The following is a 17,668-nucleotide window of genomic DNA, read 5'->3' on the forward strand; positions in this document are numbered from 1 at the left end:
GTTTTTTGTTTTTGTGAATAAATAGGGATGAGTGTAGAGGTGTTAATGTTGGCTAAAACACGATTGAACAAGTGATTTTACTGTTCAATCGTGCTTTTACTATATCAAATTAACCAAAAAACTTTTTCACTTTGTCAAAGAAGCTTTTTTCTTTGGGACTGTGTTTAGAGTTTTTATCAGCTTTAAAGCTTTCACCTAACTCTTTTAGTAACTCTTTTTGTTTACTGGTTAAATTAACTGGTGTTTCAACTACAACATGGCAGTAAAGATCACCGACAGCATTACCACGCAACGATTTTATGCCTTTACCTCGTAGTCGGAACATTTTTCCTGTTTGTGTTTCAGCAGGAATTGTTAAGCTGACCTTGCCATTAAGTGTTGGCACTTCAACTTCGCCACCAAGTGATGCTAATACAATATTAATTGGAATTTCACAATGTAAGTTTGTACCGTCTCGTTCAAAAATAGCATGTGATTTAACTTGCACTTGTACGTATAAATCACCAGATGGCGCACCATTTAATCCAGCTTCACCTTCACCAGAAAGTCGGATACGATTTCCTGTATCAACACCAGCAGGAATAGTAACAGATAATGTTTTTGTTTTTTGTACTCGGCCTTCACCGTGACATTTTTTACATGGATTTTTAACTACTTTACCACGACCATGACAAGTTGGACACTCTTGTTGCACAGCAAAAAAGCCTTGGCGCATTTGTACAACACCGGCACCATGACATGTGTTACACGTTACCACATCAGAAGGCTTTTCGGTTCCTTGTCCATGGCAAGTATCACAGCTTACTAACGTTGGAACTTTAATTTCTTTACTAACACCTGCGGCAGCTTCTTCTAATGTTAGTGTGATATTGTATTGTAAGTCATTGCCGCGAGATGCAGTTTGTCCACGACCTCGACCACCACCAAAGAAATCACTGAATATATCGTCAAAAGCTCCGCCGCCAAATCCACCAAAGCCTCCGAATCCTCCTGCACCGCCTTGACCTTGTTCAAAAGCAGCATGGCCATATTGATCATAAGCCGCCTTTTTTTGCGGATCGGTTAGGACTTCGTAAGCTTCTTTTACTTCTTTGAATTTTTCTTCAGCTTCGGCTTTGTTATCCTGATTTTTATCAGGATGATATTTCATAGCTAGGCGTTTATAGGCTTTTTTTATCTCACTTTCACTGGCACTTTTACTGACGCCCAATGTTTCATAATAATCTTTCTTCGCCATAATTAACCTTTATTTTTATGATTTTATAAACAACTAAACGGGCTTGAGTTACCTCGCGCCCGTTTAATGTATTACATGTTTAAAACTCGTTGGAATAACTCATTAAAAAACATAGTAACTAATGATTATTTTTTATTATCATCAACTTCTTTGAAGTCTGCATCAACAACATCATCTTGCGCATTAGAGCTTCCACTATTTGTTTCTGCACCTTGAGCTGCTTGAGCTTGTTGTTGTGCTAATTCAAGCAATTTTTTAGAAGCTTCCATTAATGCATTAATTTTTGCTTCAATTTCTGCTTTATCTTCGCCACGAGCAGCAGTTTCTAAAGCACTTACGGCATCTTCAATTGCTTTTTTATCATCAGCTGATAACTGATCACCTGCTTCAGTCACTTGTTTACGTGTTGAATGAACTAGATGATCTGCTTGGTTACGAGTTTGAGCTAGTTCTTCAAATTTACGATCTGCATCGGCATTTGCTTCTGCATCATTAACCATTTTTTGAATCTCTTCTTCACTTAACCCTGATGAGGCTTTAATCGTAATTTTTTGTTCACGTCCAGTATTTTTGTCTTTCGCAGATACATGCAAAATACCATCAGCATCAATATCAAAAGTAACTTCAATTTGTGGCATACCACGAGGTGCAGGTTGAATACCGTCTAGGTTAAATTGACCTAATGATTTGTTATCACCCGCACGTTTACGTTCGCCTTGTAATACATGAATGGTTACTGCTGATTGATTATCTTCAGCTGTTGAGAACACTTGACTATGTTTTGTTGGAATAGTTGTGTTCTTTTCAATTAAAGTTGTCATTACACCACCCATAGTCTCAATACCTAAAGACAATGGAGTTACATCAAGTAATAATACATCTTTAACATCACCACCAAGTACACCACCTTGAACAGCCGCACCAACTGCAACCGCTTCGTCAGGGTTTACATCTTTACGTGGCTCTTTACCAAAAAAGTCAGCAACCGCTTTTTGAACCATTGGCATACGAGTTTGCCCACCAACAAGAATAACGTCTTTAATGTCAGAAACAGAAAGACCTGCATCTTGTAATGCTGTTTTTACAGGATCCATTGAACGTTTAACTAAATCTTCTACTAATGATTCTAATTTAGCGCGAGTCACTTTAATATTTAAATGTTTTGGACCACTTGCATCAGCAGTGATATAAGGTAAATTAATATCAGTTTGTTGCGCTGATGATAATTCAATTTTCGCTTTTTCTGCCGCTTCTTTTAGTCGTTGCATTGCTAGCGGATCATTTTTTAGATCGAAGTTTTGTTCACGTTTAAATTCGTCAACTAAATAATTGATTAAGCGTGAGTCAAAATCTTCACCACCTAAGTGAGTATCACCATTTGTTGCTAATACTTCAAAGGTTTTTTCGCCATCAACATCGTCAATTTCGATAATAGATATATCAAATGTACCACCACCAAGGTCATAAACCGCAATAGTTCGGTTACCTACATCTTTATCTAAACCATAAGCAAGCGCTGCGGCTGTTGGTTCGTTGATGATACGTTTTACATCAAGTCCTGCAATACGACCAGCATCTTTAGTTGCTTGACGTTGTGCATCGTTAAAATAAGCAGGAACAGTAATAACCGCTTCAGTTACTGCTTCACCAAGATAATCTTCTGCTGTTTTTTTCATTTTTTTCAATACTTCAGCAGAAATTTGTGGCGGTGCAATTTTTTGACCTTTAACATCAACCCATGCGTCGCCATTGTCAGCTTTTACGATCTTATATGGCATGATGCTAACGTCACGTTGTACTTCGGCATCTTCAAAACGACGACCAATTAAACGTTTAATTGCAAATAGTGTATTTTGTGGATTGGTTACTGCTTGACGTTTTGCTGGTTGACCAACTAAGATTTCTCCATCTTGTGTATAAGCAATAATAGAAGGGGTTGTACGATCGCCTTCAGCGTTTTCTAATACTTTTGCTTGACCATTGTCCATTACAGCAACACATGAATTTGTTGTACCTAAATCAATACCAATAATTTTACCCATAATCTTTTCTCCTCAAAACCTGTATTTTATTTCTTGTATATAAGTCTTAAATTTTAATTTTCAAGCCCTTACTTCACAAAGAAATGTTTTTTGTTTTCACATAAATGGGAACGTTATTATTAATATCAAGGGGGTACAAAAAAATTATTTTTCTAAAACCTTGATTATGGAGTTTTCTACACTTATTATTGCCGCTCTTTAATCATCTTACTTAATTTATAGGATCCTTATGGAACAAACAAAACTTGCAAATCCAGGCCCTCTTGGCTTAATGGGATTTGGTATGACAACAATTTTATTGAATATTCATAATGCTGGATTTTTTCCTGCTATGACAGTAATTGTCTCAATGGGTATTTTTTATGGCGGCCTTGCGCAAGTCATTGCTGGTATTTTAGAATTTCGAAAAGGTAATACGTTTGGTACAACGGCATTTACTTCTTATGGTTTCTTTTGGATTGCGTTAGTGGGTATTTGGTATTTACCAACTTCACCAGCGACAGCGCCATCTGATGCCACTTTTGTTGGTATTTTCCTTGCGTTATGGGGAATTTTTACTGGCTTTATGTTTATTGGTACATTAAAAGGCAACCGCGCATTACAATTTGTTTTTGCTAGTTTAACCGTTTTATTTGCTTTATTAGCTATTGGTAATATTTCAGGTAACCATGGCATTATTCATATTGCAGGTTTTGAAGGCATTATTTGTGGAGCAAGTGCTGTTTATTTAGCAATGGCAGAAGTGATTAATGAGCAATTTGGTCGTACGGTTTTACCGATTGGTGCACCTAAAGGCGCTGCGCATTAATAATTTAATTTAGTCTATCGTTAATAAAAAACGGGGAATATTCCCCGTTTTTTATATCAAATAATTATCGCTAAAATCAATTATTTTTTATAAGCGTCGTTATGAACACCAACCGCCGCACGTCCAGATGGATCGTTTAAGTTCTTAAATGATTCATCCCATTCAATTGCTTTAGCAGTTGAACATGCAACAGTTGGACCACCTGGTACACAATGAGCTGCACTTTCAACTGGAAATAGTTCATTGAAAATTTCACGATACATATAAGCTTCTTTCGAAGTTGGCGTATTATATGGGAAGCGGAATTTTGCATTTTCTAATTGCTGATCAGTAATTTTACTTTCTGCAATTTCTTTTAATGTATCAATCCAACTATAACCAACACCATCAGAGAATTGTTCTTTTTGACGCCAAACAACCGATGCAGGTAAGTAAGATTCAAATGCTTCGCGGACAATATGTTTTTCCATTTTGCCATTGCTACCACACATTTTATCTTTTGGATTAATGCGCATTGCGACATCTAAGAATTTTTTATCAAGGAATGGTACTCGAGCTTCAACGCCCCAAGCCGCCATTGCTTTATTCGCACGTGCACAATCATACATATGCAGTGCTGCTAATTTACGTACGGTTTCTTCATGGAACTCTTTAGCATTTGGCGCTTTGTGGAAATAGAGGTAACCGCCGAACACTTCATCAGCACCTTCACCAGAAAGTACCATTTTTATTCCCATTGCTTTGATTTTACGTGCCATTAAATACATTGGTGTTGAAGCACGGATTGTGGTGACATCATAAGTTTCAATGAAATAAATTACGTCACGAATCGCGTCAATACCTTCTTGAATGGTAAAGTTAATTTCGTGGTGAACTGTACCTAGATGATCAGCAACCGCTTGTGCAGCTTTTAGATCAGGAGCACCTTTTAAACCTACAGCAAATGAGTGTAACTGTGGCCACCATGCTTCTGATTTTTCGTGATCTTCAACACGACGTGCTGAGAATTTTTTAGTGATCGCTGAAATGACGGAAGAATCAAGTCCACCTGACAATAAAACACCATATGGCACGTCAGACATTAAATGACTTTTTACAGACTCTTCTAATGCAGCACGCAGTGCATTAATATCCGTCTTATTGTCTTCCACATTTTCGTAATCCATCCAGTCACGTTTGTAATACGTTTTGATTTCACCTTCAGTACTAGATAGATAGCATCCCGGAGGGAAAGCTTCAATTGTTTTACAAACAGGCACTAATGCTTTCATTTCAGAGGCAACATAAAATGTGCCATTTTCATCATGACCTGTATACATTGGAATAATACCAATATGGTCACGGCCAATAAAATAGCTGCCTTTATTGATATCATAAAGGATAAAAGCAAACATACCTTGTAATTCATCAAGGCAATCAATACCTTTTTCTTGATATAAAGCAAGAATCACTTCACAGTCAGAACCTGTTTGAAACTCATAACGATCTTTGTACTGATTTCGGAGTTCTTGATGATTATAAATTTCGCCATTTACCGCTAAAACTAGGGTTTTATCTTTATTATAAAGAGGCTGAGATCCTGTATTAACATCTACAATTGATAAACGTTCATGAGCAAGAATTGCTTTATCAGACGCAAAGATACCAGACCAATCAGGACCACGATGACGCTGTAGACATGATAGCTCTAATGCTTTTGTTCGTAGTTGTTCTGGATCTGATTTAATATCAAGAATACCTAAAATCGAACACATTGATTTTCTCCATTTCAAATCGCATAAGCGATACTGTTACAAGTAAAAACTAACTAGATAAATTTTTTTATTTTGTTAAACATAAAACAAATATTTAAACAAACAGAATACACATTATTTATACACAATTAAAGCATAATGTGATTATACTTTTCTTACTACTGAAAAAAGTAGCAATTATTTTTTTAACCATTGGCCTTGTCGCTTTATATATTGACCTGCTGGGGTCTTTTCTTGCGCTTTACTACCGGCCTTTTTTTCTACTTCATTTAAAGGGACATTACTTTCAGCTGATACTTTTTGGTATTGTTCTTTACGAGCCTGATTAATTAATTGCGCAATTTCAGAAGCGTTACCTTCGTTTTTCACTACACCTAAATAACCATCAGCCTGTTCACCAACTATCCCTTGAGCTTTGGCTTGGCTTAATGAATCTATTGCTTGATCTAAATTTAATGCAAACGCAGAAAAAGATAACACAACTGAAAATAATGCCAAGGTTGCTTTCTTACAGATATTCATAACAAACTCCTTAATAAATACATCGTATTTTATTTATTTGAATGTGAGTATAGATTTTTATTAATACTTATAATCAAAAAGACAGATAAAAATAAAACTTATTAATTAATATAATCCAGATTTATTGATTATATTATCTAAAGCTTTATCAACCTTAATATTAATTTCATGGTCTATCTTAACATTTAAATTGATATTAATTGGTTCACTCGGTGCTTGAACTTTAACTGTTGGTGAACATCCCGTTAATACACCTGCTAATATTATAATTGCAATAACATTTCGTACCATAAAATAACCCCTTATTTTGAAGATTTATTTTTTAAATAAGCTTCAATACGTTTACGGATTGGCTCACTAATTTGATCGGATAACTGTAAACTCATGAGCAATTTAGTCATATTTTCTTCAAGGTTGATATTTAAATTAACCGCTTTGCCATTTTCGACATCCAAATTACTGCCTTGAATATTCAATTTTAATTTGGCAATGTCATTAGCGTAATCAACTGCGCCTTGTAACTTAGTATAATGAAAATTTTTAATAATATCAGTGAGTATTTTCATATTGGGGTTATTTTGCCCATAGCTTTTGAGAGCAGAATTTTCAAATTGTAAATAACCCTCGTTGATCGTAACTAACTTACCATTGTTAATGACAAATTTTAAAGCTGTTTCACCCTTTTTCTTTATCTCTGATAACGTAATAGGTAAAACTCCATCAATTGCACCATCACCAGCAAGCCCTTCAGAAGGATATTGCTTAAAAATATCTTTTAGTTGTATCTGTTTTAACCTTAAATTAAATTGTTGGGGTAATTTAGCTAAATTCAATTTATTTTCTTCAATAAAAACCAAACCAGAGAAGATATTAGCTTGAGCTTTTTTCCATGTAACCGTTCCTTTGTTTGGTGCTTTAAACGAAGCTAAATAGCTTCCAACTAATTTAATCTTTTCAAAAGCGATCCCCATATTTACTTCTTGAATATTTAATACCGGTGTTGAAATAGTAAATTGGTTATCTTTAATAATAATATTGATATCGCCTGTAACCGATTTGATTTCACTAGTTTTATAAATACCATTGAGTTTATTAATGGTTAATGTTGCTATAGCAGATAGTTGGTTACTATCAAATGGAATGTTTGATTTAAGTTGAATATTGAAATCCCCATTGGAAGAACCAAGGATTAAATCATCAGAAAGATTTGCTTTTTCTAAACTAATTGATGCTTTATCCGAAGTTATTAATTCCAATTGATGACTAGATAGCCATCCAGTAAACGGTAAGACTAAATTACTATTTTGTAAACCAAATTGATTTAGGGATGTTTTAAAAAGGCCGTTTTGTATGTCAATCCGCAAAGCCTGTTGATTAAACAACAAAGTGGCAGACAATTGTGTTATTTCTTGGGTATTGGTTGATAAATTAAGTTGTATTGCTTCTTGCTGTTTACTTATATCAACTTTTAAATCTAATCTCGCTTTATTTTGTTCATAAAATCGCAGTGTATCTATATGAATCGTTTTAGGTAACCAATAAATAATAGTTGAAATCAAAGAGAGATCGGGATCAGATTGATTAAGCGTTTCAGTCGTTGTATCAACCGTGTTTTCAATAGTTTCTAAAGCTATTTCAGATTCATTGGGTTGCCAATAAATATCTAAATTGTTTGCAGTTAACTGCGATAATGAAATTGATAAATTTTTAGCAGTTATAGAAACTTGGGATGGTTTACTGACAGTAAGTTCGTCAAAAGTAAGACCTTTAAAGCCAACGCTAGCACCATGCCAATCGACAATAATCCCATTTTTCTGCTTGAAAGTCTGCCAATAATGCCATCCAAACAAGCAAAACAGTATGAGGAAAAATAAGATACTGAGTAAGATCCAATAGCGTTTTTTTAAGCGAACCATAGAAGTTCTCACTTTGACAAAAAGGGTTGCAGGGATTTCCCTGCAGTAAATATATTAATTTTGAGATTACTCACGTTGATTAATATATGCCAAAGCCTTATCAATTCTAGCAAGCGCTCGTTTTTTGCCTACCGCAAAAACAGTTGCATCAACCGATGGCGATTGCCCGATACCTGTTACAGCAACGCGTAATGGCATGCCAACTTTCCCCATACCAACATTAAGCTCGGTTGCAGTTGCTTCAATCGCATGATGAATTTTATCAATTTGCCAATCAAAGTCAGCAATAGCCTCAATTTTTGCTTTAATTGTTTCTAATGGCTGTTTGGCGACTGGGCGCAAATGTTTTTTAGCTGCATCGGCATCATAATCTTCAAAATCTCGATAGCAATAAGCACATGATTCAGCCATCTCTTTAAGCGTTTTACAACGTTCACCAAATAACTTAATAATAGTGATAAGATCAGGACCTTGTGATAAATCATATCCTTGTTGGTTCATATGCCAAATTAAATGTTGAGCAACATAATCCGCATCAAGATGGTTGATATAATGGTGATTTAACCAAAGTAATTTTTCAGTATTAAAGGCACTGGCTGATTTACTAACCGCATCTAATGAAAAATAACTAATCATTTCCGGAACAGAAAATATCTCTTGATCACCGTGTGACCAACCAAGACGCACTAAATAGTTAAGTAATGCTTCGGGCAAATAACCATCATCACGATATTGCATGACACTAACCGCTCCGTGACGTTTAGATAATTTTTGTCCATCATCCCCTAAAATCATTGATACATGACCATATTTAGGAATTGGCGCTCCTAATGCTTCTAGAATATTGATCTGGCGTGGTGTGTTGTTGATGTGATCTTCACCACGAATAACATGGGTAATTTCCATATCCCAATCATCAACAACGACACAGAAATTATAAGTTGGTGAACCATCAGTGCGGCGAATAATAAGATCATCAAGCTCTTTATTAGCAATCTCAATTGGACCACGGATTAAATCATTAAAAATAACGGTGCCATCAGTAGGGTTAGCAAAACGAACAACATGTGGCTCATCATGAGTATGCTCTTGTTGTACTGAAGCACAACGGCAATGCCCATCGTAACGCGCTTTTTCACCTTTTGCCATTTGCTCTTCACGCAATTTTTCAAGGCGCTCTTTAGAACAGTAGCAACGATAAGCTGTGCCTTTGGCTAACATTTCATCGATGACTTGATTATAACGATCAAAGCGTTTAGTTTGATAATAAGGACCTTCGTCCCATGATAATTTTAACCAATTCATACCTTCCATTATTGCTTCAATCGCTTCAGGCGTTGAGCGCTCAAGATCGGTATCTTCAATGCGTAATACAAATGCACCTTTTGCATGGCGAGTATAAAGCCAAGAATAAAGTGCTGTACGTGCACCACCTACATGTAAATAGCCTGTTGGGCTAGGTGCAAAACGGGTTTTGATTTTCATGAAATAATCCTAATAATAACGAAAATAGAGCTTTAACAACAAAACGAATACCAGCACCATTTCCTTTAATTCTGCTATATATCAACAAGCAGAATAATATGTTTGTATCGATTCAATTTAGTTGCTTATTCTAACACGCCGAAAGGTTTCGGCAATAGTTCCATTATAGTTAACAGGTTAATTTAGCTTGTTAAAAAGTTTCAGGAAAGTATACGTTTAAGTATAATATCAGCCTTAACTAGACAGATAAGGCTGATATTATTTAGTACGAATTTAGTATGATTAATGTGCTTCATCCCAATTATTACCGAAACCTACATCCACTTTTAATGGTATAGATAGTTGGTAACAATTTTCCATGATCGATTTTATCTGAGCTTTATATTGCTCAACTAATTCTTCTTTTACTTCAAATACTAGCTCATCGTGTACTTGCATAACCATTCTAACATTACCTACAGGTAAGCTTTTTATCCATTCGCTTACCTTAATCATTGCTGTTTTAATAATATCAGCCGCTGTACCTTGCATTGGAGCATTAATGGCAGCACGCTCAGCACCGCGTCGTTCAATACCACTTCCTGATTTTATTTTAGGAAGATATAAACGTCGACCAGATAGGGTTTCAACATAACCTTGTTCAGCAGCTTGTTGGCGAATTTGGTCCATATACGCTTGAACACCTGGATAGCGCTCAAAATAACGATCGATATAAAACTGAGCTTCTTTACGCGCAATATTAATTTGTTTAGATAAACCAAAGGCGCTCATACCATAAATTAATCCAAAGTTAACCGCTTTTGCACGTCTTCGCTCTTCAGAAGTCACTTCAGATTCAGTTTTACCCAAAATTTCACTAGCCGTAACACGGTGAATGTCTTTATCATGAGAAAAAGCATAAAGTAAACTTTTATCTTGTGATAGATGCGCCATGATCCGTAATTCAATTTGCGAGTAGTCTGCCGAAATAATTTTATATCCCTTTGGTGCAATAAAAGCTTGGCGAATTCGTCGCCCTTCTTCATTTCGCACTGGGATATGTTGTAAATTTGGCTCATTTGACGACAATCGCCCAGTTACAGTACCAATTTGATTATAATTGGTATGAATACGATGATCGATAGGACTAACCATCAATGGCAATTTATCGGTATAGGTATTTTTTAACTTAGCTAAACTACGATAAAGCAAGATCATGCGTGGCAATTCGTATTGATTAGCTAGCTCACTCAAAACATCTTCACTGGTTGATGGCTCGCCCTTTGGTGTCTTTTTGAGAACTGGTAATTGATGTTTATCAAATAAAAGAGCTTGAATCTGTTTAGGTGATGCTGGATTAAATTTTTCACCTGCCAACAATTGTAACGTTTCTTGAATTTCGTTTAATTTCTTTCTCAATTCACTAGAATGTTTATTTAATAACTTGACATCAATCAAAACGCCTGTTCGTTCCATTTCTGCTATCAAAGTGGTGAGAGGCATTTCAATATCTGTGAATAGAGCTTTTAATTTTTCATCTTTTTCAAGATCTGGCCATAATTTATTATGCAATTGTAAGGTAACATCAGCATCTTCAGCAGCATATTGTGTGGTTTTTTCCACATCAATATTATCAATAGTAACCTGAATTTTATCAAATTTAGTTAATTCATCATAAGTAATGGTTTTATGATCCAAATAACGATTGGCCAAACTATCCATATCATGACGGTCAGTACTATTTAATACATAAGATTCAATCATAGTATCAAACGCAATCCCTTGTATGGTTATGCCATAATTTGCTAGCACGCTGTAATCAAATTTTGCATTTTGGGCAATTTTTTTGATTTCTGGATTTTCAAATATTGGTTTTAATTTAGCTAATACATCATCTAGTGGTAATTGCTTAGGAACACCTAAATACTGATGAGAAAGTGGAATATAAGCCGCTTGATTAGGTTCAACACTTAATGATATACCAACTAATTTAGCATGCACGTGATCAACATTATCTGTTTCAGTATCAAAAGCAAATAGTCCGCTATTTGTTAATTTTGTGATCCATTCATCTAATTGCTTTTCAGTTAATATACACTGGTAATCAGTCTCTCTTTTTTGTGTTGTTGTTTGTTCTTCTTGAATGAAGTAATTATCATCACCTTCTATAACTTGATTTTTCTGCTGATTTAAAAAAGTACCAGCCATTAATTCTTTTTGCCAACGATGAAAACCATAATAATTAAATAATTCAACTAGAGCCTTAACATCAATATCACCTACCAATAATTGTTCATTGGAAAAATCTAACTTAACATCAGTTTTGATTGTTGCAAGTAAATAAGAAAGATCGGCATCATTTTGATTATCAATCAATTTCTGTTTTAAAGATTTAGCGCCTCGGATCTTCAATTTTTCAATATCGTCTAACCGATTATAAATATCTTCTACACCATCAAATTCAGATAACAAACTTTGTGCTGTCTTTTCACCTATACCTGGTACGCCAGGAATATTATCAGACGAATCGCCTCTTAAAGCTAAATAATCAATAATTTTTTCTGGCGGAACACCAAATTTCTTTATTACCCCTTGTGAATCTAATTGGGTATTATTCATCGTATTAATCAATGTAATTCTATCGCTCACTAGCTGTGCCATATCTTTATCACCAGTACTGATTAATACTTCTAGATTCTCCCTCTCAGCCTGTCTTGCTAATGTACCAATTACATCATCTGCTTCAACACCTTCAATACAAAGTAATGGTAATCCCATGGCTTTCAAAATAGTATGAATAGGTTCGATTTGCGGACGAAGATTTTCAGGCATTTCATCTCGCGTGGCTTTATATTCATTATAAAGCTCATTGCGAAATGATCCTCCTTTTGCATCAAAAACCACGGCAATATGTGTAGGATTGTACTGATTAATTAAACTACGAACCATATTAACCACACCAAAAATAGCGCCTGTAGGCTCACCTTTAGCATTGGTTAATGGTGGACAAGCAAAAAAAGCACGATAAAGATAAGATGATCCATCAATTAAAATAATCGGTGTATTATTTGGCATTATGGTTACCTAAACATTATTTAATTTAATGGCTGATAGTATAACACCTAATTGGCAATAATATTCTTACCAAGTCAACAATATAATGTAAAAAAGTTTCAGGTAACACTATGTTTCAGTATAAAATCATGTGTAAACAACTGTATATTGCGCAATGAGTGTTATATAATAACGCATTCATTTTCGCTTGAGTATGTAATAAATGACACAATTAAGCCCTGCCGCGCAAAAAGTCAAAGAAGCCCTTGCAGCTAAAAATCTTGAAACACCATTATGCCGTCTAGTTATAGATAATAATGAGCGTAAAGCAAAAATCGAGTCGCATTTTCGTGAAATTATGAAGCTAATGGAACTTGATCTATCTGATGATAGCCTTGCACAAACTCCTCACCGCGTGTCGAAAATGTATGTTGATGAGATTTTTTCTGGTCTTTATTACGAAAATTTTCCAAAAATTACGTTAATCGAAAATAAAATGCAAGTTGATGAAATGATAACGGTTCGCGATATTACACTAACTAGTGTCTGTGAACACCATTTTGTCACAATAGACGGTAAAGCAACGGTTTCTTATATTCCCAAAGATAAAGTCATTGGTTTATCGAAAATTAATCGAATTGTAACTTTTTTTTCCCAACGTCCTCAAGTACAAGAAAGATTAACACAACAAATTTTAGTGGCACTACAAACACTACTAGGTACGGTTAATGTAGCGGTTTCTATTGATGCAACCCATTATTGCGTTAAAGCCCGAGGCATTAAAGACTCCAATAGTATTACAACAACAACTGCCCTCGGAGGCGGGTTTAAAACAAACCCAAGCACAAGGCAAGAATTTTTGCGAGCACTAAACCATTATTAATTTTATAAATGGGTATGTTTGAATCACAACAGTTTAAAGTATGACCGAGTCACTTAGCATTTTATCTCAAACAGTGAAAATGCTTGAAGAAAAGCGACAAAATCTAACTTTATATTGCGTGCATCTTCAAGAAAGATTGGTATAATTCTTGGTTACTTAATATAAATAACATTGTTTTCATGAAGATTATCCGTGGTATAACTAATCTAAAAAATCAGTTTTCTCAATGTGTTCTAACCTTGGGAAATTTTGATGGCGTGCATTTAGGACATCAACAATTAATTAACCATATTATTAAACAAGGTAAAAAACTCAATCTTCCCACTGTTGTGATGTTATTTGAGCCGCAACCACTAGAGTTTTTTGCCCAAGATAATGCGCCGTCACGTTTAACTTCATTTCATGAAAAAGTTATTTTTATTGAAAAATTAGGTATCGACTATATTATTGCTATTCCATTTACCCAAACTTTTGCCAATATGTCTGCCGATCATTTTATTCAAGATTGGTTGATCAATAAGCTACAAGCTAAATACATTACAATTGGTGATGATTTTCGGTTCGGATTTGAACGTAAAGGGGATATCAACCTTCTACAACAATATTCGCGAAATCATGATTTTGTAGTAGAAAGCATACCAACATTTGTTTGGAATAATTTTCGTATAAGTAGTACTGCTATTCGCCAAGCACTTTTGAATAGTGATTTTGAATTGGCTCATTGTCTATTAGGTCGTGATTATACAATTCAAGGTCGCGTAGTTCATGGCAATGCTTTAGCAAGGGAATTGGGATTTCCAACAGCAAATATTCACTTACATCGAAAAAAGCCTGCACTACAAGGAGTCTATTTTGTTAAAGTCAAAAATATCTGCAATAATCAGCATTATAACGGTATTGCCAATATTGGGATAAGACCAACTATTAATGGAAAAACCGCAATACTTGAAGTAAATCTTTTTGACTTTTCGGGTAATATATATGGACAATATTTAGACATAACGTTCATCAAAAAAATACGCGATGAGAAAAAATTTGACTCATTAGCAGAATTAAAACAACAAATTACACAAGATATTTGCACTGCGAAAAAGATCAGTGCAAAATTAACCAATAATAAAGTAGTATCAACACATTTAACTGGAATAAATCAGCATGACAGACTATAAAAATACATTGAATCTACCGGAAACTGGATTCCCAATGCGAGGTGATCTTGCTAAACGCGAACCAGCAATGTTACAAAATTGGTACGATAAAGAACTTTATCGCAAAATTCGCTTGGTCAAAAAAGGTAAAAAAAACTTTATTCTGCATGATGGCCCTCCTTATGCAAACGGAAAACTACATATTGGTCACGCCGTTAATAAAATCCTTAAAGATATTATTATCAAATCAAAAGGGTTAAGCGGTTATAATTCCCCTTATATTCCAGGATGGGATTGTCATGGCTTACCGATTGAACAAAAAGTTGAAGAGCAAGTAGGAAAACCAGGTGTAAAAGTAACACCTGCTGAGTTTCGTCAAATTTGCCGCGATTATGCCGCTTCACAAGTTGAACTACAAAAAGCTGATTTTATCCGTATGGGCGTACTAGGTGATTGGCAAAACCCTTACCGTACAATGGACTACAATACCGAAGCGAATATTATCCGTGCGTTAGGTAGAGTGATAAAAAACGGTCATTTAGTTAAAGGCGCTAAACCTGTTTATTGGTGTACCGATTGTATGTCATCTTTAGCCGAAGCAGAAGTTGAATATTATGATAAATCATCGCCAGCAATTGATGTGAAATTTAAAGCTGTTGATAATCAAGCTGTAGCAAATAAATTTGGTATCAATACTGATTTAACCATTTATGCTGTTATCTGGACAACCACGCCTTGGACATTACCAGCTAGCCGAGGGATAGCTTTAAATGCTGATTTTGAATATCAACTTGTTCAAATTAATGATAAAGAGTGCTTAATTTTAGCAACTGATTTAGTTGAGTCTGTGATGCAACGTGCCAATATCGACCAATGGAAAGTATTAGGTAGCTGCCAAGGTAATGCTCTTGAGTTGTTACGTTTTAAACACCCATTCCTTGATTTTGATGAACCAGTTGTACTTGGCGAACACGTTACAATTGATGCAGGTACAGGAGCTGTGCATACCGCACCAGGACATGGTACAGAAGACTTTATGGTCGGTCAAAAATATGGTCTTGAAGTGGCAAATCCTGTTGGTGGTAATGGTTGTTACTTGCCTGGAACGGGCGCTGGTCTCGATGGGTTATTTGTATTCAAAGCGAATAAAGTTGTCGTTGAAATGTTAAAAGAACATAACGCACTATTACACTTTGAAAATATTGAACATAGCTATCCATGTTGTTGGCGTCATAAAACACCGGTTATTTATCGTGCTACACCACAATGGTTTATTAGCATGGATAAACAAGGTCTGCGAACGCAATCATTAAAAGAAATTAAACAAGTTCGTTGGATCCCTGATTGGGGACAAGCGCGCATTGAAACTATGGTTACTAATCGCCCTGATTGGTGTATTTCTCGCCAACGCACATGGGGTGTACCTATGACGTTGTTTGTTCACAAAGAGACCGAAGAACTTCATCCAGATACACTAGCATTAGTTGAAAAAGTTGCACAGCTAGTTGAAAAAGATGGCATTCAAGCTTGGTGGGATGCTGATATTAAAGATCTTTTAGGTCCTGATGCTGATGATTATCGTAAAGTACCTGATACGTTAGATGTTTGGTTTGACTCAGGATCAACATTCTCTTCTGTTGTGCGTGCACGCCCTGAATTTGAAGGACATGATGCAGAAATTTATTTAGAAGGTTCAGATCAACATCGTGGTTGGTTTATGTCTTCATTAATGTTATCAACAGCAATTGATAATAAAGCCCCTTATAAACAAGTATTAACACATGGTTTTGTGGTTGACGGTCAAGGCCGTAAAATGTCTAAGTCACTAGGTAATATTGTGACACCACAAGAAGTGATGAACAAACTTGGGGCTGATATTTTACGTCTATGGATTGCATCGACCGATTATTCAGGCGAAATGAGTTATTCGGAAGAAATTATCAAACGAGCTGCCGATAGTTATCGCCGTATTCGTAATACCGCACGTTTTTTACTGGCAAATTTAAATGGATTTGATCCAGCTAAAGATATGGTAAAACAAGAAGATATGGTTATTCTTGATCGCTGGGCAGTTAGTATGGCAAAAGAAGCACAAGAACAAATTATTCAGGCTTATGAAAATTACGATTTCCATAAAGTTGTACAACGTATTATGCAATTTTGCTCAATCGAAATGGGATCATTCTATTTAGATATTATTAAAGATCGCCAATACACAGCAAAAAGTGATAGTATTGCCCGTCACAGTTGCCAAACTGCTTTATATCATATTGCGCAAGCAATGGTTCGTTGGATTGCACCTATTTTATCATTCACTGCTGATGAAATTTGGCAATATCTGCCAATGGCTGATAAACAAGAATTTGTTTTTGAAGATGAGTGGTATACAGCACTATTTACATTGCCAGAAAGCGAAGCATTAAATAGCGAATATTGGGCTCAGATTTTAGCCATTCGTAGCGAAGTGAATAAAGTGCTTGAACAAGGTCGTAATGATAAAGTGATTGGTGGTGCACTTGAAGCTGCTGTTACGCTTTATGCTGATAAAGATATTGCAGCAACATTAGCTAAATTAGAAAACGAATTACGCTTTGTATTACTAACATCACAAGCTAGCGTAAAACCATTACAAGAAGCACCAGAAAATGCAGTGCAAAGCGATATTCAAGGACTAAAAATTGAACTTGCTAAAGCACAAGGTGATAAATGCCCTCGTTGCTGGCACTATACCATCGATAATGAGCCAACATCACATTTATGTAAGCGTTGTGAAGAAAACATTCACGGCAAAGGCGAGGTAAGGCATTTCGCATAGCAACCTATTTAGTAAATTAAATGGA

12 protein-coding genes are annotated in these 17,668 nt (G+C 35.4%); 4 read left to right on the plus strand and 8 right to left on the minus strand.

The genetic code is table 11. The annotated features are described in order from the left end of the window. Positions 1 to 109 precede the first annotated feature (109 nt). Positions 110 to 1,237: a molecular chaperone DnaJ gene (dnaJ, locus tag ACGH80_RS05005; protein ID WP_085165593.1), complete on the minus strand. Its 1,128-nt coding sequence runs from the start codon at positions 1,235 to 1,237 to the stop codon at positions 110 to 112. Positions 1,238 to 1,362: 125 nt separating this feature from the next. Continuing rightward, positions 1,363 to 3,279: a molecular chaperone DnaK gene (gene dnaK, locus ACGH80_RS05010; RefSeq protein ID WP_085165595.1), complete on the minus strand. Its 1,917-nt coding sequence runs from the start codon at positions 3,277 to 3,279 to the stop codon at positions 1,363 to 1,365. Between the two features lie 229 nt (positions 3,280 to 3,508). Between dnaK and satP the strand changes: the two genes are divergently transcribed. Beyond that, positions 3,509 to 4,087: an acetate uptake transporter gene (satP, locus tag ACGH80_RS05015; protein ID WP_034911261.1), complete on the plus strand. Its 579-nt coding sequence runs from the start codon at positions 3,509 to 3,511 to the stop codon at positions 4,085 to 4,087. A gap of 80 nt (positions 4,088 to 4,167) precedes the next feature. Here the strand turns inward: satP and asnB are convergent, their stop codons facing one another. From asnB to polA, 6 genes are all read right to left on the minus strand, one after another. Further along, complete coding sequence (gene asnB / locus ACGH80_RS05020; protein ID WP_411630627.1) at positions 4,168 to 5,841, minus strand: asparagine synthase B; 1,674 nt, start codon at positions 5,839 to 5,841, stop codon at positions 4,168 to 4,170. A gap of 177 nt (positions 5,842 to 6,018) precedes the next feature. After that, entirely contained in the window at positions 6,019 to 6,363 is a 345-nt protein-coding gene (locus ACGH80_RS05025; RefSeq protein WP_085165597.1) for a YdbL family protein, read from the minus strand. A 105-nt stretch (positions 6,364 to 6,468) separates the two neighbouring features. Further along, positions 6,469 to 6,654: a YnbE family lipoprotein gene (locus ACGH80_RS05030; protein WP_034911268.1), complete on the minus strand. Its 186-nt coding sequence runs from the start codon at positions 6,652 to 6,654 to the stop codon at positions 6,469 to 6,471. 11 nt (positions 6,655 to 6,665) lie between these two features. Beyond that, complete coding sequence (locus ACGH80_RS05035) at positions 6,666 to 8,279, minus strand: YdbH domain-containing protein (protein ID WP_174799204.1); 1,614 nt, start codon at positions 8,277 to 8,279, stop codon at positions 6,666 to 6,668. 66 nt (positions 8,280 to 8,345) lie between these two features. Then, positions 8,346 to 9,764, minus strand: a complete 1,419-nt coding sequence (gene gltX, locus ACGH80_RS05040) for a glutamate--tRNA ligase (RefSeq protein ID WP_296302898.1) — start codon at positions 9,762 to 9,764, stop codon at positions 8,346 to 8,348. Positions 9,765 to 10,046: 282 nt separating this feature from the next. Continuing rightward, positions 10,047 to 12,818, minus strand: a complete 2,772-nt coding sequence (gene polA, locus ACGH80_RS05045) for a DNA polymerase I (RefSeq protein WP_411630628.1) — start codon at positions 12,816 to 12,818, stop codon at positions 10,047 to 10,049. A 202-nt stretch (positions 12,819 to 13,020) separates the two neighbouring features. Here polA and folE point away from each other — a divergent pair, with 202 nt between their 5' ends. From folE to ileS, 3 genes are all read left to right on the plus strand, one after another. Next, positions 13,021 to 13,680, plus strand: a complete 660-nt coding sequence (folE, locus tag ACGH80_RS05050; protein ID WP_034911276.1) for a GTP cyclohydrolase I FolE — start codon at positions 13,021 to 13,023, stop codon at positions 13,678 to 13,680. A gap of 179 nt (positions 13,681 to 13,859) precedes the next feature. Beyond that, positions 13,860 to 14,849, plus strand: coding sequence for a bifunctional riboflavin kinase/FAD synthetase (gene ribF, locus ACGH80_RS05055; protein ID WP_174799196.1), 990 nt, complete (start codon positions 13,860 to 13,862; stop codon positions 14,847 to 14,849). After that, positions 14,836 to 17,643, plus strand: a complete 2,808-nt coding sequence (ileS, locus tag ACGH80_RS05060; protein ID WP_411630629.1) for an isoleucine--tRNA ligase — start codon at positions 14,836 to 14,838, stop codon at positions 17,641 to 17,643. Before ribF ends, ileS begins: the two co-directional genes overlap by 14 nt. Positions 17,644 to 17,668 lie beyond the last annotated feature (25 nt).

The organism is Gilliamella sp. BG1 (assembly GCF_046635625.1).
In the GTDB taxonomy this organism is placed as follows: domain Bacteria; phylum Pseudomonadota; class Gammaproteobacteria; order Enterobacterales; family Orbaceae; genus Gilliamella; species Gilliamella bombi.